Here is a 17,544-nt window from a genome sequence, read left to right as displayed (position 1 = left end):
ATTTACACTTCGTTGAAATTTCGATACGAATTGTCATCGGCATAGCGTTCGTCTTGTATTCGCCGCAGATGAAGTTTTCTGCCGTGTTCGCCGCGTTCGGCTGGTTGTTGATATTGACGAGCGCAGTTCTGCTCTTCGTTCCATGGCAGCTTCATAAACGATTTGCCGAGCGGTCATTGCCATTGGCGACCAAATACATGTCGCTCTTTGGCTTACTTTCATATTGCGGCGGCTTGATGATCCTCTATTCATTCTTTGTCGGCACCGAAACTCCCGTAACAGATCGTAGGATCGGTCCAGCCGCTTGTCTCCGTATCCCAGAAGCAGAACTAATTCAAAGCTCAAAGATCAAAGCCCCAAGATCAAAAAATGAATTGTCCCACCCACCCGTTTTCGTGCTATCTTTCCCTCATCTCAAACACCCGAGCATGCTCACGCTCCCGATATGAAAATTGATGGATATATGTTTTACCGTTCAAGAACCGTAGCCGGTTGGCGTTTGGGGTTTGGCGGTACAGTTTATGGTGTTGGTTGTGGGAATTAACCTAAATTGCAGTCGGGTTGAAAATCGGGTCCCGAATTCCCAGCCGCAGGTTACGTCGGAAACGATCCTGCCAAAAAGAGATCTTTTGTAATACTCGGCCGTGGAAGTTGCTGTAGCGGGCATATCATCTCGGTGGATAGGAACGGAAAGCTTCTTGTACATAGTCGGGAGATATCAAATGTCCAATCCGAACGGCGTTGAAATGCGTGTTCCGGAATCCGAGAACTTTGACGTGAGGCAAATTGCCGCCGATCCCAAATACTCGCGAAAGACCTTAGTTCTCGATAGCAACGTTACCGATAGACTTGCAAAACTTCTAAAGAAGCCTGAAACACTTCGATATTTTGATAAGAAGAACGTTAAGGACGTTTACAACATGACCATTTATCTTAACAACGAGCTGGTCGTATCCGGTTTTGACATAGACAGATCAGGTTTTCCTGATGACCTGCAGGAATTCTTAAAGCTTCTGTTCGAACAAGTAAAATGTACGACCTCGGCGGAATGGCTTGAACCCCAAATTGTCCACTAGCCCGTTTTCGTGCTATCTTTCCTAGTTCCAAATCCAACTAGGTCTATTTTAGCGGCCATTACATTCGCATTTTTTTCCATTGTAGCTGAAGTTAAACCTTATATTGATTATCGAATTGTGTAAAAGAAATTCGTAAATTGTTAACTGATGAGGAGATTCTACTCCTTCGAAAAGATAAGGAATATGCAAAGCTAAACGGCATCGGCTGGAAATGGTTAATAGCGTCATGCGTAAATGAGGACTTTGAGGTAAAACCTGATGTTTCCGCCGCTAAAAGCGGTCTTTTTGTTGCCAAGCGATTGATTGTTGTAAAAGAGCTCACTAAGTGTCGCCAACAATTGATCGAGCAGTTTATAGACTGCAATGACGAGATTCCAAGAACGCCGCACGGAAATAAGACTAATCTGTGAAGCAGAGAAGAATACAAATTTTTGGATGCAGTTCGATGAAGATCGGGTACGTATACTCTTTGACTCAGCAATACAGCTTAAAGAATCACCAATTTCGGGTTCTTATTTCAGAACATGCCAAAACGTATGCTCACGATAAAAAAGACCGCTTAAATAAAATCATCCTGTGGATCGATGAGTTGAAGTTTGAAACTCTAGATTTAATATTAAGGGAATCCCTGCTGAAGAAATCGCAGGGGCTCGAAAATCACCGTCTCGATCATGAAGAGTTTCTGGCTCGACGAAACGCCTATAATAAGAAACTTCAAGGTGGATCGATTGGAAAATTAAGCGAGGGCGATTTAGTGCAGGAGGAATCGTTCCTCGACGAGGCTGAAATCAAACAGCTTCCACCTGCACCGGAGGCTTCTAATGGCTAATGCACAGTATCTCACCTTACTAAGCGGAAAAGGAGGTTCCGGAAAGACAGTCATTGGTATGTCCATGGCGCGCGTACTAGGTGAAGCAGGATATCGGGCACTTTTAGTTGACTGCGACTATTCAACTCATGGTGCGACCTACTTCTTTGAGGACGAGATAGCCACTGATCCTGAGTTATGCAGTTTCGAGAGAATGAACTTCCCTCTTGCTGACGTTGATCCACGTATCTTTCTAACAAGTTCCGGTTTTTACTTTATACCCTATACTCTGAGGCTAGGCGAAGAAACTTTTGTCACCGCAAAAGATGCGCTTTCAGAAATTCTGAAGAATCTAGCTCGCATAGTTGAAAAAATGAAATAGACGCCGTTATCTTAGATTGCCAGGCAGAGTATCACCTTTTTAATAAGAGCTTGCAAATTTCCACTCGCAATCTCGTGGTTTTAGAACCCGATGCGATTAGCACTGCATCCCTTCGAGCATTGCATCTTCGAATCGGAAAACACTTGAAGCGATCAAACACTTGGCAAATATTTAATAAAATAACTGAAGAAGAAAGAATTGTTTATGAAAGAATTCATGGGGAACGTTATTTCCGAACCTTTCGCCGTTGCCTTTTGATTGGGAAGTTCGAGCGGCATTTGCGAAAGCTGAGATTCCAAGCGTAATCGGGAGTAGCAGTGCGTTCGGCTTCGGTATCATGCGAATTATGGGAACTCTTTTTAAACCATTCTCTGAACGATTAAAGGAACTAGAGGAAACTACGGTTGGAAAATGGTATGACACTATAAATAAGAAGCTTCTCGAACTAGAATCGGAAAAAAATTGCAAGAGAAGCGAAATTATCGAGATCGTATACAGCTCGCTATCTTTCAGTTCATACTTCTCAGCACTGCGGCCTTTGCACTGGTGCTTAGCATGGGAGATGTTCTTACCACTGATCTAATCGGTTCTATCCGAAATGTGGGGAAAAGTTCGTTACTGGATCTACTATTTTATCTAACGCTCCTAGTTTTATCAGTAGGAGTATTTTATCTTTATAGCCGACTTCGAGAGGTCCGCAGCGGAACTGCGAGGATTTCTGCCAAAATGGATGAACTTCAAAGCACATTGATCATGACGCGAGCTTACGCGAATATCGAAGAAATCTTTAGCAAAGAATTATCTAACGAGCATTTAAGCTATCGCCCATCGTTGAAATGGAAAACGGCGATCGCAGATCTAACCGTAAAAAAAACTTTTGCAATCCCTCATAAAAATCGATTTATAGTTCTCACGCTAATTAGAGAAGCCGTTAGTTGTTGGCGTTTCTTGGGAAACGGGTAACATGTGCGGTTGAGGCGATAGTCTCTTTGCCCTTTCTAATTAGCCTGAATGGAGACGTTCCTAACGGGCACTGCATCGGTTTCTTTTCTCCCGAAAATTTCTTAAAACTTGCGAAGTTCCCCGAAAAGCGTGACGCGGCGACGTGTTTGCGGGCTTGCTTTGCTGAAACGTCGATAAATACTGGCTAAAACTGAATATTTGTTTAAAATGCCCGACCGCTTTGGTTGGTTTTGGTTGTGAGCGTCATTTTACGGTTGTAAATTTTGCTCTCACGGTCGAGAATTTTGCTCTGACGGTTGTGGATTTGATTTTTTGGGGCGAAAATTTGGCTCTGACGGTTGTGAATTCTTTCTTACGGTCGAAAATTTCGCTCTGACGGTTGTGAATTTTGCTCTAACGGTTGTGGATCTCATTTTCACGGTCGAAAATTTCGCTCTCACGGTTGTGAATTTCATTCTTACGGTCGTGAATTTCATTTTCACGGTCGTAAATTTGTATCTGACAGTTGAAAATTGGTTTGGCGGGTGGATCTTGGCTTGATTTTGTTGTGAAAGCGAAATATACTTCCGTCGAATTTGTGGTTACTCCCGTGATCTCCTGACTCCGACCTGTTTCCCAGCCAGCATTGCGGGATATTCCCGCATCTTCCATACAAAAAAAACACAATTTAACGGAGGAAATGAGTTATGGCTAGAAGAGCATGGTTTCCAGGAACGCGTGCGGAGCAGTTGGCGATGTTTACGAATATCAAGGGCAAGATCGATGCGTACAAGGTCGTGTTGCCGATAACCGGGCCGCAGGCTGACAGGATAAAGCTGATCTGTGACGAATTTATCGTGGCGAATGATTATGTCGACGCGATGCGGGCGACGACGGCGAGAACTTGGTCGAGTGGCGTGACAACCTATTTACGGGCGGGCCCGCGGGCGATCCGGCTCCGGCTCCGCCGGCGTTTGGCTCCGTGATGATGCCGGTCGGTTCTTTCGTCAGCATTTTTACCGATTTTCGCGAGCTGCGCGAACTGATCGTCGCTTCGCCCGGCTACACCGATGCCATCGGCGAAGATCTGATGATAGTTGAGCCGAGATCATCAGCCAAGCAACCCCAGCCTGATAAAGCCAGAGCTCGCAGTCTCGACATTTGCCGGCTACGGCATAACGTGCGGCGGTTCGATGCAGGAGAACGACGCCATGCGGATCGAATATCAACGCCAGGGCTCATCAACGTGGTCGATCGCCGCGTTCGCAACAAAAATGCCCGCGTCATTTAACATCACCCCAGCCACACCCGGCGAACCCGAAAACGGAAACATCCGCGCGATCTTCATCCAAAAGAACGCCGAGTACGGATCTTTCTCGCCAAGCTATCCGATAACCGTCAGCTGACCTTTCCCCACTTCCCTACAACAAAAAAAAAGGCAGCTCTCTCAAGCTGCCTTTGCGAATGAATTGACGCTGATCTAGTCGTTTCGTCCTCGAGAATCCAGTTGTCTGGACGTACTGGAAGAACAGCGTTCCTGGCGGCAGACGCGCCGGGTCGAGGAACGTGCTGTCGAACACCCAGTTACGAACCCGCGGGTTGTAAACTTTGTTACAGCATTTGAATGAACCGGTGGCGTTTCTTGAATTGAACAGATTGATCAGCGATCCCGAACCATCGAGACGCTGGCCGGACCAGTTTTCGAGGAAAACGCTTGAAGGTGTACACCGCCGTTCAATCTAGGCGATATGCCGCCTTGATTCGGTGAACCCGAACGGCTGGCGATCGTATCACCGGCGATCATCGCAAATCGGATCGTAGTTGACTGGGCGATGCGGTTAGATTGATCGTACGGACTCGTGACCGGGCTAATAAAGCTTTGTCCGTCATTCCATGCGTTCGAGAGAATAGTGACGCCATCCGCAACGATCGAAGCAGGAATGTGGTCGCCATCGAACGGATAATACTGGTTGAAAGGTGTGTTACCGGACGTCGGCGGCGAGGCGGCACTTGTTGCATTGTAGTTGCCGTCAACGTACATGTTTGTTTTCGGTGGCAACGGTGAAACCTCTAGTATTTGCCGGAACCGCTGAATCATAGATCCCAGGCAAAGTCGTGCCGTTCGTCAATCGAACACCGCGGCGATAGTATTTATGATCGACAACGGAAGCGAAATCCGGCGGTGCGGCGTGCGAATACCTGGGAGCTTCACAGTCCGTTCCCGCTCCCGCGCATCCGGTGATATCCGTCCAGGGATAGGTTCCGCTGAAGTCCATGTGTTTCGCCTGGCGATCCGTCGCGGTTTGTGCGTCTTCACCCAATTCCATCGAGCCATTGTTGCCGGGCGAACCGCCATAGATATCTTCCATGTCGTATTCGCCGTCGAAGTCAGCATCGCCCCGACGGTCGGAGATATGTAAAAAGCACGATGCCGTTCTCGTTAGGAATATCTGAGCTTACCAAGCCAACGCCACCTTTCGAAACAGCAAACTTGGTGTCAACGGAAAAGGCCGTTGAAATCGCCGCGTATAAAGCGTCTCATGTTGGCAACATCGATATCGACTATGCTCGCGACGCCGTTCATCGCAGGCGGGCGAGATTTGAGTAATAGGTCGTGCTCCGTTCGTCGTAATAGTAACCCTCGCGAGCGCGTCAAACATCTCGATCGGGAACGGAACGATCGCCCACGGAGTGTTACCATCGAGCGTAGCGAGCTTTAGGTGGCCGCCGACGGTTCTCGGTATAGATCGTATCCGCGGTTAACGGAGTCGTTTGTATAATTCGAGACCACCTCGGCATTCGTGTTCGTTCCACAGCTTGCAAGGGGCAGGGTTGTCCCGTGAGAATGTTTGGATCCTTACAGCCGGCCTGCACATTCGCCTGTGTCGCTCCGCTGAATCGCTGAACGACGGTGAATCCCGGATCGTAATTGGAATTCACACCGGTTCCAATATTCACGTTCGTCGTATATTTATCAGGGGTCGTACTCGGCGTCGGGATCGGTTTGCCGGGAATCAGAAACCGCTGAAGTTTGATAACGGACCGGCTGTCGATACCATTCGACGCAGGTGTTTGAGGAGTTGTAGGCGTCAACGATGTTGGAGCAACGGTGCCGTCGTACATTGATGTCCTGGTACCTTGAGCGTATCGGTTATCGGTAATTTTGAACTCAACCGTGGCTCCATTCAATATTTGAGTCGCGGGTTCCGTAACACCCAGGCTCAGGAAGTCTTCGGTAATGTCCCGAGTGATCACCGACCCGTCGCCGGGATTCGTCGTTACGGTCTCGACCTTGATCCAGACTTCGCGGCATGCCGCGGTGGGCTGTGAACAGCCCCCCGTATAAAAGCGTTCGCCATTAACGCGAGTGCTCACGTACGGATTTATTGGTGAAATTTGTATCGGTTAGGCCATTTTCATCGGCTTTGGCTGATAGCCGCGAACACGGTCCGGTAGCTGTCGGCGTCGGAGCGACTGTCGGCTCCGTCGGCATACCGTCAGGGCGGCCATCGAGGCGAATACCGCATTTTGACGCAGTCGTCGTCGCGATCGGCGTTATGCCGGTACCAGATGCCAGCCCGGCAGTTTTGCCTGACTATCGGCAAGTGTTATGCGGATTCCGGTTTTGTTAGTAAATCTCCGCTTCGCAGAATGCTGTTGTCCGTAGTTGCGGCGGTAACCGGGCAAAGCGTTCCGCCAATGTTTGCGAGGTCTCCACCACTGAAACTTGCGATCTCTTTTCCGCGGCGAAGCATTTCAACGAGGTTCGTGTTAGCACCGACGTTGAGCGGAAGCTTGAGAGTCAGGTGTTTGCCAAAGATTGCCGTCAAAGACAGACGACTGTGTTAAGAAACTCGTATTCAAGCGGCTGGGCGGCAGATCGGTATTAGGAGTTCGAGCCGGAACCGGCACTGCCGGTGGATACTGAAATATGTTATTTGCCGCACCTTCGGTTGTATTCAGGACACTTCCCATCGTCGGCAGCAATTGAACGAAAGTGCCCGATGCATTCTTGATCCAGGTCTGGCTGTTAGCTGAGTCGCCGGTATCCCAGTTTCGCCAAGCCTGCGTCACGATCTGGTCTGCGGCCGTAACCCGTGAATCGAAATAAACGCCTTCGAACCCGGCGAAATAAAGAAATTTCCGTTCGAATGCACGCGGCCTCCAAAACTGAATCGCGGAGGACGGAAAAAGCTCGTCATCGTTATAGAAATACCGAACTGGAAGATCGGGATTTGATTATTAAGCACGTTTCGCGTCGGCTGCACCTGCGTACCGATGGGGTTCGCGGTTGTTCCGTTATTGCTCGTTGCAGTAGTTCGGAGCCGCCAGTTATCCTGGATCGCGATCAGGCCCGTATACGGCCGCCGGTCAGCGTTTTACATTACTCGAATCGATCTGGTCGAGTTCCTGGAAAAATGTAAAATTAGTGAGCCCAGACACAGCCCCATTGCGTTGTTCAGGTCAGCGGTCGTAGGGTTAAGTTTGACTTCAAAAACCTTGTTGAAGTTCCGGGTCATCGTTTCGAGACTTCCTGCGTGGCGTAGAATGTTCGCCCCTCGAGGTCTCATTGCCGGTAGCCGCTGCTTCCGCAGAAGATCTGGACATCGCTAACGCGACGAAAACGCCGATCAGCGAGTATGAACAGGGCAATTATGATTGCCGAGCCTTTTCACCGCGATCAACAACATTGCCTTCAGCATGAACCGTTTTCAACACTTGTTCCCTTCATCTTCTTATACTCCATCCTGACTTTAGCTTGCGTCGTATCCCAAATTTCTTGTGCTTACAGTAGTAGTCATCGATTCTGTGTATGGCTGCCCGTTCGAATTCTTCTCAACTGACCGAACATTGACAGTGAATCTGATCTGCCGGACGGCAGCTGGATTTGATTGCGTATCGTCAGCGGTTCCCCGTGCCGTCGGGCCCGGCACTCGGGTTATCCGTTATGGAACCGTTGTCCATGATGTACTGGATCTGAAAGTTTTCGACATTGTAGACCAGCGGCTCATCAACAAACGCGACCGCCGGAGTAATATTTGCGTATTCGCGGCGGTTCAGAATTCCGTCAGCTGTCACGAAATAAGTGACCATTCGTACACGCTGTATGCTCGCCGGCGTACTGATCGCCCTGAGCGGTCCTGTGGTTCCGGTTTGGTTAAACCCAAGCAGATCACCATTTGAGAACTGTATCTTGTTAGTACCGCTCAACGCGGTTGAAAGCCCGAGAGTCGATCCGGTGTTTCCAATGACGATGTAGACATCGTTCACGCGGCACGCTGCATTGCTACCCGATATCGGCACGATCTCGTCGATACCTCCGGTAGTTCTGGTCGCCGCATTAATATTCCGAGGCTGCGAGACGCCGCTTATTACGTTGAATGTATTTGTCCTTATAAAGAAAGGTAACCTGGTCCGTCCTCGTATTTGCGGTCGTCGCGAACGTACTCAGGGTGATGTTATTCCCTGCGATCACCGGCGGAACCGTGTCGCGGCTGGTGTCAAAATCGTTTCGGCACCCCAAGGGCGGTCGAGATCCTGTTATCGGGCAGCACAACGGTGCTCGCCGAAGGGTAGCCAAATCCGGCGTTAAAGGCGTCTCTCGAGATCTGGCTGAGAGCGATACGAACGTTTTCGCCAGCTGAACTTCTTCGGTAACGGCGGACCGGCTCTGTTGCGCCGTCCTTAGAAGCCCCCAAACGGCTGCTGAAACGACAAGGAAGATCACCATCGAAACCAGCAACTCAAGCAGCGAAAAGCCGCTCTCGGGAGTAGCTTTTGCAGGTACAGATCTTGTTTCCACTTGAACTTTCATAGGACTCTTTATAGCTAGTTGACCACCGCGTAATCGGTTAGAACGGTCTGAACGACTTCCTGCCGCTGCAAGCCTCCGACGTTGTAAGTTACCGTGACTTGAACAGTTCGGATCCGACCCGGTGAATTCCCAGCCGGAGAGCAAATAACCGGCGACGGCCTGTCCGGGTCACAAACATCCGTAATGACTATCCTTCGCCGAAGTTGGCTGACAGTTGCACCCGTATCATCGGCAGTACCGATAACCTGATCCGGTCCTGCATCGAGTCGAACCGGCTGAAATCCGACGGCAAATATTCCTGTGCAACGCCGGTGGCTGGATCTGGGTTGCTGCCTATGTTTCCGACGGCCGACCAACCCAGCCTCGTTGGATCGGTTTCCTAACCGCCATTATCGACTCGGGCGTGGAGGTTGCGATCTGTTTCGCAAGCAATTGCTGTTCGTGTCCGCTCGCTTGTACCACTGACCAGGAGATCGCCGCTAACATGGCAAGGATCCCGAACATCAGAATGACCAGAGCGATCATTACATCGATGTAAGAGAACCGTTTTCAGATTTGATATTCATAGTGCCAATCCTGCTCATTATTGGTTTGCGACGAAATTCGTCCCGTCGTGTTTCCAGTACCTGATCGCTCCGCTGCCGCCAAAGATCGTAATCGCGCGTACTTCAGCTTTGCTTCGCGGCGTTGTGCTTCCCGGGGAGATCGGCGGCCAAGAGTAGATATTTGCGTTTATCGGTACATTGGCGGCATTTACTACCGAACCGTCACTACGAAAGCGAGCCGCCCAGACCGAATGTCCGGTAACGGTCACAGTCCCTGCCAGATGGCCCAGGGTATCCGTCGAAGCGGCAAGATCATTGTAATTTGGAGGATTCGGCTTCGAGATCGTCGCCGGAATGATGTCCATTCGAACATCCTTGGTCATTTCCAGGGGAGCTTTTGATCTGGGTATCTGCAGCTCCGCCGTTCTCGTCGATGATTAAAGCTGCGTTATCCGTAAAATCGATCTCAAACCTTATCGTGCGCCGCCGGTTGAGCGCGAGCTGGCCCGCTTCGCGCATCATATCTATCACCTTAAGGGCTTGATCCTCAGACTTATATGCTTTCTTGTAATTGACGATATACGGTAAGGAGATAACGCTCATTATCGCAATGATGCCGAGAACCACCAATAGTTCCGTCATGGAGAATCCGGAATTGTCCCGACCCGCCTTATGAAGTCGATTTCTCATAAGTCTTGTGCTTTCGCTCTTACTAACTGGTTACGCCAATACGGTAAAGTATGAGGGCGCTAATAAGGAAAAGTTGGAATGCACAACACATTCCAAAAAGATTTTACAATGTTTTACGTTCAAAATGCAATAGGATTGAGTTGCTTTTCTTTGGTTCGGATTTCGGGTAGAATTGCGGCAGATTTTCTGGAAGAGATCTAAGATCAATTTGCTGTTAAATGACTGACAAGACACCCGTTTCCAAGAAAGGACTCTCAGCCGATTGGCTTTTACAGGGTGCCTTGACAAGAATCGGGGACACAGTCGACAAGTTCACGGGGCGGCGTTGGACACCGTCAAGCAGTCTCGCAACCAGCGAACTCGTCGAGCGGATGAAAAAACTCCTCGACTCGGAAGTGAAGGGCGTTCTGGGGAAAGGATCTATTGTTCCTCACAACATCACGTTAAAGGTCCAATGGGATAAATTCGCAACGGATGCTGATGACACGTTGCTAAAACTGGAAAACGAGCTTCTCACCGCAGCGGCCGACCACATCAACGACAAGCTTTACTACACATTTGCTCCATTATCTGTTGAGGTCAAACCTGACTACTTTACGGAAGGCGTCAAGCTCTTTGTCAGCTTCGACAAGTTTTCCGATGAAGATCACGAGGCGGAACTGAACGTCACGATCCCGTCGATAAAACTTGGGGATGCCAAGCCACACGCCGAGTTGATCGAGAAAGAACGGGAAGGAGCCGTCTTCGTCGCTCATTTTGAGTTGAACGGAACTCCGCGTGACCGTCGCATTACATTTCCGTCCAACGGCCGTCTCTCGGTCGGACGTACCGTCTCAAACGACCTGACGATAGATGATGTCAGTGTATCTAAGATCCATGCATCGCTTGTAATAGATAGCGATGACAATCTCTCGGTCGCTGACACCGGCTCGACAAACGGAACTTTCGTGAATGGCGAGCGTATCCCGTACGGAAAGGCGTTGAGATTGAAGGCGGAGGATCGCGTTAAGTTTGGGATGGTGGACGTGGTATTTGAAAAGATCCCTTCCGAATCCGGAAACACAAGTGAACTTTCTCAGCGATTTTCGCAGGAGAACACGATCGAGATCGACGGGCTTAAATTCACTGGTAAAGTGTCGGCGGAAGCAAAAATAGCGGCTCAAGATCCGCCCGAGAAAACGGTAGAGATCGATCCGATGAAAACGTTCATAGATCCGGCCCCTCGAGAGGACACCAAATGACAGTGTTTCTTCTTTCCCTGATCGACTGGAACCAATGGAAGCCCGAAAATCTGTTTGGCGGCCAGGTGCTTGAACGCACGCCTGCCGGACTTTCGATCGTCTACATCATTGCGGTCGGGATATTGATCGGGTTTCTTGTCATTACTTTCTTTGATAACTTTCGTCGTCACATACCAGTTGCAGAGCTTGAACTTCCGAAGGAAGTAAAACGCCGCCTCACCCAAACGCTTACAAATCGAAGCCTGCGGATCTGGCAGGTATTCTTCGTGGTAGCAGCTCTTTTTGTATTTGGATTTCAGGTCTATTGGACGTACTTTGCGGACGAATCGAATGAACAGTTCCAGGCGTTAAGCTATAAAGATCTGCGAAATAGGCGGGCCACGGCCGCGAGCCTCCGCGGTTGGATGCTCGATCGGACCGGGAAACTCTCCAGTACTCTCGCATACTACAAAGTCGATAAGGACGGCGACATTATCCGCGGGTTCGCTCTCGAGAAAGAGATGGCTCACCTTCTTGGAACGGAACGCGGCACGCCAGGCCTCGAGCGAACTCTTTATAAGCGACAGGCGGATCCAATGCCGGAATCATGGGAAGTTTTAACTAAGATCAAGAAACCGGAGGAAGAACAAAAAGACGTCAGGGTCACGATCGACCGCGATCTGCAATCATATCTGGCCACTCAGCTTGAGGGCAAAAAAGGAGCGATCGTCGTCCTAAATCCGCAAACCGGTGACCTGCTTGCAATGTACTCGAATCCGTCATTCAATATCGACGAAGCCCAGACCCTTGAAAATTATCTTAAATTAGAGGGAAACAAGCGGGATAAACCGCTGTTAAACAGGGCAACTAGGGAGTTTTATGCTCCCGGCTCGACATTTAAGACATTCACGATGATTTCGGCTTTTCGGGCGAACAAGCAGAATGCTGTCTTCCCTAGTTACGCTGAGGGCTTTAAGCCCAACAAGGGTTCGCGGCCGATCGTCGATGCAACTCAAAAACTTGGCCCCGACGGTTCGGTTGGTGGAGCTTGCGACGGCGGGTGTCAAGAAAAGGACATCACATTTGCCTACAAGGTATCAAGTAATCAGTATTTCGCCCAACTGGCTATCGAACTTGGCCGCGAACGTTTGCGGGAAACGGCTTTGCTGGTTGGCATCGCTCCCGTCGATTCACCCGACGAGGCTCTTTTACCTCGCTTTTTTCCAAACATCTGGAATACGAGCAACCCAAATATAGCTGGAGCTCTAGCTCCACAGCAATCGACCATTGTGACGGGAAAAGAGATTTCCTTGTACGATCTTGGAATCGAAGGAATGGGGCAGGGTTACGCGGGCCAAATGACACCATTTCAGATGGCGTTGATAGCTTCGATCCCTGCAAATATGGAAGGAAAACTAATGAAACCGCGGATCGAAGCGGACCAACCGCCGCAAGCATTTGGCCAGGTCATTTCGCCTCAGCAGGCGGCTGCGATCCGCGACATTATGTCGACGGTTACTGAGGAGCCGGGCGGAACAGGGACTGTTATTTCAGCAAAGCTAGCCGGCACCGGGATACGAACCGGAGGTAAAACTGGTACAGCGGAAAAACTTGCTCCTGATTATGACGCTGCGGGAAAACTCAAGACCGAAAAACGTCGAAGAAAGAATGTAAACGGCCAGTGGGAAGATTATTTTGTACCACAGATGTATGAACGGACTGACAGCTGGTTCATAACGATCGCACCACTGGAAAGACCGACGCTCGCTATCGCGGTTGTTGTCGAAGGTGGTGGTTTTGGGGCCAGAACAGCAGCTCCGATCGCCGCAAATGTAATTCTTAAGGCTCGAGAACTTGGCCTGCTGGGCGATCAATATAAGCCAAAGCCTCCTGCGGCACAGCCAGCGAAAAAGAAAAAATAGTCGGCTCTATAAGTGAAAAACAGAACATCATCACATTTTTTCATTCTTGCTCTGATCGCCCTGGTGACCGCTATTGGCCATTACTCTATTTATTATGGGGCATTGATCCGCGGCTACGAGACGTCTACGATCACAGCTCAACGCAATATCTTTCTTCTTTTATTTCTTGCAGTTCTGCCTATTTTCTTAAAGCGATTTATTAAGTTTGAAGGTAATTGGACCCTGTACACATCCGCCGTGCTGCTTTTTTCGATCGGACTGACAGTCCAGTATCGACTTTTCAGCGATCCCGAATACACCTCGCGTAAAGACAAAGCCGAGGCTCGACAGCAAAAGATCAAGGTTCTCCAGATGCATTACATTCAGGAGAATTATTCAGCCGAGAAAAAGCAGATAATGGGATTGCCGCCAACGCCGCCATCGCCGGTTGATCTCGAAGCAGAAAAACCAACGCCAGCGCCCGAAACGTACGCCGGAGTCTATCTTTCCGGCCGCACTATCAATCCACTCCTCGGAATCCTGGGATTGATCGGGGCGTTCATATTTCTGCGGGACGATAGATTTCTTAAGATATTGCAGGCGAACGGCTTTGCAATAGTATTGCTTACGCTGGGGCCGCTCTTTGTTGCGGCTATCTGGTCGCGGGCAGGCAAATTTGGCGGCAATCTGACTCCGTGGGAGTTGGCCAAGATCCCCTTCTTAGTCGGCTTTGCCGCTATCTTGGCGGTGCTGTACAAGAATCTAGCCCGAACTTATTGGGGCATTCCACGTGCCAAGGATGCTCTGCCGTTGGTTTTCATGGCCGTTTTGCCTTTTCTGCCGTTCTTCGTACTGAAGGATTTCGGGCAGATGATGGTTTTTAGTGCGGTTTACGCGACGCTTTACCTTATTGCGATCCGGCGTCTCCCGCAGAGATTTGTGATGGTTGGCAGTGTTTTGCTTCTGGTATCTGTTCTCGTCGTCGGAGCCTTACCCGAGAAAACGCAGGAGAAAATACCGCTGCTGCCAACGCTCGCTGCTCCGGTAAAGAAGATACTCCCCGACCGCATCCAGCAGCGGTTCCATCTCTGGCTCGATGGCTTTGATCCGCCGACGCCTGAAACATCCTGGTGGAAAGAAGATTATGAGGACTATTACAATAAACTAGTCGAGAAAGACCCAAATCTGCCGCAAATACTCGCCGAAGATCCGGATCTGCAGAGGACGATCAACATCGATGCGTGGTTTGATGTGCTCGCGTTTCAACCGGCTCAGGCGACTTTTGGATTGGCATCCGGTGGTACGACAGGAAGGGGGCTGGGGCTCGGATATCCTGAGCTGATCCCGGTCGCGGATTCCGATTACATCTTCGCCGCATTGGCCGAAGAACTTGGACTTTTTGGAGGTTTGTTGGTAACCTTTGCCCTGATCGTTTTCGTTGGTGCCGGGGTCCGAACCGCACGCGATTCGCGTGATATGTTCAGCAAACTCTGCTCTATCGGGCTCGCTGCATTTATCGGATTTCAGGCACTCGTAAATATTGGCGGCATCACGCGAGCATTGCCAATGACCGGTATCACGCTTCCATTTGTCAGCCACGGCGGTTTTAGCCTTATCACCAGCTTCACGATGCTCGGCATGCTCTTGGCATTTTCTCATCGAGCGAGCGTTGATCGACGTAGGGACGAATTTCAAGCCGAATCAGAGTAATTGTTCGAGCTAACTGCACATTCAGCATGGAAACCAACTTCAAAATCACATCCGGAGCGATCAGCGACCGTGGACTGAGCGAAAAGCGGCCGCAGAATGAGGATTCGTACCTCGAAATGGTCAAGTGTGGTATCTACGCAGTTGCTGACGGAGTCGGCGGTGCTCAGGCAGGTGAAGTTGCGTCACAAATGGCGGTGGAAATTATAGGTGAAGCATTCACAAACCGCCATGATGGTGACGATGCCGAATCCGTAATGCGGGAGGCAATTCGCCAGGCGAATACGGCCATCCACCAGATGGCCCATGAGTTGCCCCAACTCTCGAACATGGCAACCACGATCGTTGCTCTCCATATCTCGGGCAGCATCGCCACCATCGGCCATGTCGGCGATTCCCGGCTCTATAGAGTCGATCGCGATGGAAATCTATTTGCGGAAACAGCGGATCATTCCATGGTCGCAGAAGAGGTTCGTGCCGGTCGCATGACGGCTGAGCAGGCCGAGAATCATCCGAGCCGCAACATCATTAGCCGAGCTCTTGGTGCCGAATCGAACGTCGATATCGAACTCAAGACGATCATGATCGAACCGGGAACGGCTTTTCTGCTATGCTCCGACGGGATCACACGACATGTCAACGACCAGGAGATCAAAGGTGTCCTAACCTTTGGCGGATCGCCGAATGAGATCTGTGAATATCTGAAAGGACTCTGTTACGAACGCGGAGCAGAAGATAATCTAACAGCCGTCGTCGTTAAGGTATCGACCGCTAACATCTCGGAACCCCAGCCGCAAGATCTTCCTACCGCCCTTGAGACACTCGTTGAGATCGAGGAACCAACCGTTGCGACAGCAAGATCCTCGTCTGAAGAACTGCCGTCATTTCCGGAAGAAGAAGAACTCTTGGAACTGGAAACCAGTGATTTGGCTATTCCTAATGCCGAGACACTCAAGTTCCCGGCCGAGCCTGCGGATAATTTGCCCGAGCTAAACAATCTTCCTCAGACGGAATCATCATTAGGGGCTCCTTTGATAGAGAAAGCTCTTGGCGAGCCTGCAGTCGAGCAGGCTCCGGCGAAAGACGAGTCGTTTTCAATGTTCGGCGGCGATGCGGCCGCGACTAACGAAGAACCGGGCAGCGGATCGATGGCAAAGGTCGCCGGCGGATTTGCGATGCTCGTTCTTGGCAGCTTGATCGGGCTTGGCGTCTACCATTTCGCTTTAGTTCCAAAGACATCAGACGTTCCGGATCAGAAATTGTCTGTCATGAAGACAGACGATATCGCTTTCAGTTCCTTTGAGAAATTACGCCGGAATGTCGATGCCGATCCTGCCGCCTACGTCAAGGAAATCCCACCGGCGGACGATGCCGAGGATTACTACCTTATCGGTCGAGCTCATCTATTGTTAGGTGACTTCCCTAAAGCAAGACTCGCTCTGATCGAGGCTCAAAAGCAACTCTCAAAAGCAGAACCGGCGAACGCAAAGGTCTTGAATGCTGATATAGCTCTTGCTCTGGCAATAACCAACGATCCGACGCTGCAGGTTCGCCTGAAACAGGAGATCGAAGCCAACGCAAAGCTCAACTCAAGTGCGGCAAATACTAATACGAATCGCTAGCCATTCTGGCGTTTAGCCTCAAACAGGATAATGCCAGTCGCAACGGCGAGATTAAGGCTCTCGACGCCATTTTCCATTTGAATAACTATTTTTTCATCTACTCCCGCCAACTCGCTAACATTTAGTCCATGTGCTTCGGAGCCAACTATCATAAGGCGCGGTTTCGTCCAATCGATCTCCGTGTACCTAACTGAGGCCGAAATGTCGCTCGCAATCGTCGACAGATCATTTGCTTTCGCCCACTTAGTTATCTCTTCGAAGCCGACATTCTCCCAGACTGGGAGCCGAAAAACCGCCCCCATCGATGCCCTGATCGATTTGGAGGAGAAAGCATCGGTCGAATTCGTCGAGACGGCCACCCCTGCGATATCGGCAGCTTCGGCGGTTCGTAGTACAGCTCCGAGATTGGATGGGTTATTGATTTCCTTCAAAAACAAAACCAGCGGCAACCCGGCTGATGCGAGGTTATCTTCGATAAGATTATTCCCAGACTTCGGCCGCTTTGCAGTTACTAAAATTCCCTGCGGCGTTTTTGTGTCAGATATCGATGCAAACAACCGATCTGCGACGAAATAAACCGTCGCCCCGCGAGCGTTGACCGCATTCACCAGATCTTCTCCGTCAAAAGCGTCGGAAACAAAACATTCATCTAGAACCAGCGGTGAGCGTAATGCTTCCTCGGTCAATCGGCGACCTTCGATAAAAATGCTCGCCGCGTCTTTACCGTGGCGTACCTTTCGGAGGTTGACCAACCGACCGTTGTCGCGGCTCGTTATCTTATCGAACTCATTCATCTGCCTCAATTTAATCATTTATTAACAGGTTTTGAAAAGACG

23 protein-coding genes are annotated in these 17,544 nt (G+C 50.0%); 12 read left to right on the top strand and 11 right to left on the bottom strand.

Features of this window, described 5'->3' with window-relative positions:
* Positions 1-2: 2 nt before the first annotated feature.
* Positions 3-155: a hypothetical protein gene (locus IPG22_20015; GenBank protein ID MBK6590572.1), complete on the bottom strand. Its 153-nt coding sequence runs from the start codon at positions 153-155 to the stop codon at positions 3-5.
* A gap of 567 nt (positions 156-722) precedes the next feature.
* Between IPG22_20015 and IPG22_20010 the strand changes: the two genes are divergently transcribed.
* From IPG22_20010 to IPG22_19980, 7 genes are all read left to right on the top strand, one after another.
* Positions 723-1,076, top strand: coding sequence for a hypothetical protein (locus IPG22_20010; protein MBK6590571.1), 354 nt, complete (start codon positions 723-725; stop codon positions 1,074-1,076).
* Between the two features lie 137 nt (positions 1,077-1,213).
* Positions 1,214-1,486, top strand: a complete 273-nt coding sequence (locus IPG22_20005) for a hypothetical protein (GenBank protein ID MBK6590570.1) — start codon at positions 1,214-1,216, stop codon at positions 1,484-1,486.
* A 59-nt stretch (positions 1,487-1,545) separates the two neighbouring features.
* A complete protein-coding gene (locus IPG22_20000) occupies positions 1,546-1,905 on the top strand; it encodes a hypothetical protein (GenBank protein ID MBK6590569.1) in 360 nt (119 codons plus the stop codon).
* Positions 1,898-2,266, top strand: a complete 369-nt coding sequence (locus IPG22_19995; protein ID MBK6590568.1) for an AAA family ATPase — start codon at positions 1,898-1,900, stop codon at positions 2,264-2,266. The genes IPG22_20000 and IPG22_19995 overlap by 8 nt, the downstream gene beginning before the upstream one ends.
* 1,275 nt (positions 2,267-3,541) lie before the next feature.
* Complete coding sequence (locus tag IPG22_19990; GenBank protein MBK6590567.1) at positions 3,542-3,769, top strand: hypothetical protein; 228 nt, start codon at positions 3,542-3,544, stop codon at positions 3,767-3,769.
* Positions 3,770-3,915: 146 nt separating this feature from the next.
* The gene (locus IPG22_19985; protein MBK6590566.1) at positions 3,916-4,194 is read left to right on the top strand and encodes a hypothetical protein; all 279 of its coding nucleotides are present in this window, start codon (positions 3,916-3,918) and stop codon (positions 4,192-4,194) included.
* A 111-nt stretch (positions 4,195-4,305) separates the two neighbouring features.
* Positions 4,306-4,614 carry a hypothetical protein gene (locus IPG22_19980; GenBank protein MBK6590565.1) on the top strand — a complete coding sequence of 103 codons (309 nt, stop codon included), beginning with the start codon at positions 4,306-4,308 and terminating at the stop codon, positions 4,612-4,614.
* A 254-nt stretch (positions 4,615-4,868) separates the two neighbouring features.
* Here the strand turns inward: IPG22_19980 and IPG22_19975 are convergent, their stop codons facing one another.
* The 3 genes from IPG22_19975 to IPG22_19965 form a co-directional block, all read right to left on the bottom strand.
* Positions 4,869-5,267: a hypothetical protein gene (locus tag IPG22_19975; protein ID MBK6590564.1), complete on the bottom strand. Its 399-nt coding sequence runs from the start codon at positions 5,265-5,267 to the stop codon at positions 4,869-4,871.
* Complete coding sequence (locus IPG22_19970; protein ID MBK6590563.1) at positions 5,239-5,577, bottom strand: hypothetical protein; 339 nt, start codon at positions 5,575-5,577, stop codon at positions 5,239-5,241. The genes IPG22_19975 and IPG22_19970 overlap by 29 nt, the downstream gene beginning before the upstream one ends.
* Positions 5,578-5,902: 325 nt before the next feature.
* Positions 5,903-6,583: a hypothetical protein gene (locus tag IPG22_19965; GenBank protein MBK6590562.1), complete on the bottom strand. Its 681-nt coding sequence runs from the start codon at positions 6,581-6,583 to the stop codon at positions 5,903-5,905.
* Between the two features lie 14 nt (positions 6,584-6,597).
* Here IPG22_19965 and IPG22_19960 point away from each other — a divergent pair, with 14 nt between their 5' ends.
* Positions 6,598-6,840: a hypothetical protein gene (locus IPG22_19960; GenBank protein ID MBK6590561.1), complete on the top strand. Its 243-nt coding sequence runs from the start codon at positions 6,598-6,600 to the stop codon at positions 6,838-6,840.
* On the opposite strand, the gene IPG22_19955 is transcribed toward IPG22_19960, so the two are convergent.
* The 6 genes from IPG22_19955 to IPG22_19930 form a co-directional block, all read right to left on the bottom strand.
* Positions 6,817-7,038, bottom strand: coding sequence for a hypothetical protein (locus IPG22_19955; GenBank protein ID MBK6590560.1), 222 nt, complete (start codon positions 7,036-7,038; stop codon positions 6,817-6,819). The genes IPG22_19960 and IPG22_19955 overlap by 24 nt on opposite strands.
* Before the next feature lie 1,072 nt (positions 7,039-8,110).
* Positions 8,111-8,512, bottom strand: coding sequence for a hypothetical protein (locus IPG22_19950; GenBank protein MBK6590559.1), 402 nt, complete (start codon positions 8,510-8,512; stop codon positions 8,111-8,113).
* Between the two features lie 37 nt (positions 8,513-8,549).
* On the bottom strand, positions 8,550-9,011 hold the full coding sequence (locus IPG22_19945) for a prepilin-type N-terminal cleavage/methylation domain-containing protein (GenBank protein ID MBK6590558.1): 462 nt from the start codon (positions 9,009-9,011) through the stop codon (positions 8,550-8,552).
* A gap of 345 nt (positions 9,012-9,356) precedes the next feature.
* Positions 9,357-9,548, bottom strand: coding sequence for a hypothetical protein (locus tag IPG22_19940; GenBank protein MBK6590557.1), 192 nt, complete (start codon positions 9,546-9,548; stop codon positions 9,357-9,359).
* Positions 9,549-9,606: 58 nt separating this feature from the next.
* Complete coding sequence (locus IPG22_19935; GenBank protein ID MBK6590556.1) at positions 9,607-9,951, bottom strand: hypothetical protein; 345 nt, start codon at positions 9,949-9,951, stop codon at positions 9,607-9,609.
* Entirely contained in the window at positions 9,881-10,210 is a 330-nt protein-coding gene (locus IPG22_19930; GenBank protein ID MBK6590555.1) for a hypothetical protein, read from the bottom strand. The genes IPG22_19935 and IPG22_19930 overlap by 71 nt, the downstream gene beginning before the upstream one ends.
* A gap of 266 nt (positions 10,211-10,476) precedes the next feature.
* Here IPG22_19930 and IPG22_19925 point away from each other — a divergent pair, with 266 nt between their 5' ends.
* The 4 genes from IPG22_19925 to IPG22_19910 are packed head-to-tail and all read left to right on the top strand — an operon-like array spanning position 10,477 to position 16,708.
* Complete coding sequence (locus IPG22_19925) at positions 10,477-11,499, top strand: FHA domain-containing protein (protein MBK6590554.1); 1,023 nt, start codon at positions 10,477-10,479, stop codon at positions 11,497-11,499.
* The gene (locus IPG22_19920; GenBank protein ID MBK6590553.1) at positions 11,496-13,400 is read left to right on the top strand and encodes a hypothetical protein; all 1,905 of its coding nucleotides are present in this window, start codon (positions 11,496-11,498) and stop codon (positions 13,398-13,400) included. The genes IPG22_19925 and IPG22_19920 overlap by 4 nt, the downstream gene beginning before the upstream one ends.
* Positions 13,401-13,412: 12 nt before the next feature.
* Positions 13,413-15,089, top strand: a complete 1,677-nt coding sequence (locus IPG22_19915; protein ID MBK6590552.1) for an FtsW/RodA/SpoVE family cell cycle protein — start codon at positions 13,413-13,415, stop codon at positions 15,087-15,089.
* Between the two features lie 26 nt (positions 15,090-15,115).
* The gene (locus IPG22_19910) at positions 15,116-16,708 is read left to right on the top strand and encodes a protein phosphatase 2C domain-containing protein (GenBank protein MBK6590551.1); all 1,593 of its coding nucleotides are present in this window, start codon (positions 15,116-15,118) and stop codon (positions 16,706-16,708) included.
* Here the strand turns inward: IPG22_19910 and IPG22_19905 are convergent.
* Positions 16,705-17,502, bottom strand: a complete 798-nt coding sequence (locus tag IPG22_19905; protein MBK6590550.1) for an RNA methyltransferase — start codon at positions 17,500-17,502, stop codon at positions 16,705-16,707. The two genes, IPG22_19910 and IPG22_19905, sit on opposite strands and share 4 nt — an antisense overlap.
* Between the last annotated feature and the right edge of the window lie 42 nt (positions 17,503-17,544).

The sequence above is a fragment of the Acidobacteriota bacterium genome (assembly GCA_016703965.1).
GTDB lineage: Bacteria > Acidobacteriota > Blastocatellia > Pyrinomonadales > Pyrinomonadaceae > OLB17.
This window is presented reverse-complemented; position numbering and strand designations above follow the sequence as displayed.

Excerpts from the sequence above, each read along its gene's own strand:
- IPG22_20015 (MBK6590572.1), bottom strand. The coding sequence starts at position 155 with ATGAAGCTGCCATGGAACGAAGAGCAGAACTGCGCTCGTCAATATCAA.
- IPG22_20010 (MBK6590571.1), top strand. The coding sequence starts at position 723 with ATGTCCAATCCGAACGGCGTTGAAATGCGTGTTCCGGAATCCGAGAAC.
- IPG22_19995 (MBK6590568.1), top strand. The coding sequence starts at position 1,898 with ATGGCTAATGCACAGTATCTCACCTTACTAAGCGGAAAAGGAGGTTCC.
- IPG22_19985 (MBK6590566.1), top strand. The coding sequence starts at position 3,916 with ATGGCTAGAAGAGCATGGTTTCCAGGAACGCGTGCGGAGCAGTTGGCG.
- IPG22_19970 (MBK6590563.1), bottom strand. The coding sequence starts at position 5,577 with ATGGAAGATATCTATGGCGGTTCGCCCGGCAACAATGGCTCGATGGAA.
- IPG22_19940 (MBK6590557.1), bottom strand. The coding sequence starts at position 9,548 with ATGATCGCTCTGGTCATTCTGATGTTCGGGATCCTTGCCATGTTAGCG.
- IPG22_19935 (MBK6590556.1), bottom strand. The coding sequence starts at position 9,951 with ATGACCAAGGATGTTCGAATGGACATCATTCCGGCGACGATCTCGAAG.
- IPG22_19930 (MBK6590555.1), bottom strand. The coding sequence starts at position 10,210 with ATGACGGAACTATTGGTGGTTCTCGGCATCATTGCGATAATGAGCGTT.
- IPG22_19925 (MBK6590554.1), top strand. The coding sequence starts at position 10,477 with ATGACTGACAAGACACCCGTTTCCAAGAAAGGACTCTCAGCCGATTGG.
- IPG22_19920 (MBK6590553.1), top strand. The coding sequence starts at position 11,496 with ATGACAGTGTTTCTTCTTTCCCTGATCGACTGGAACCAATGGAAGCCC.
- IPG22_19910 (MBK6590551.1), top strand. The coding sequence starts at position 15,116 with ATGGAAACCAACTTCAAAATCACATCCGGAGCGATCAGCGACCGTGGA.
- IPG22_19905 (MBK6590550.1), bottom strand. The coding sequence starts at position 17,502 with ATGAATGAGTTCGATAAGATAACGAGCCGCGACAACGGTCGGTTGGTC.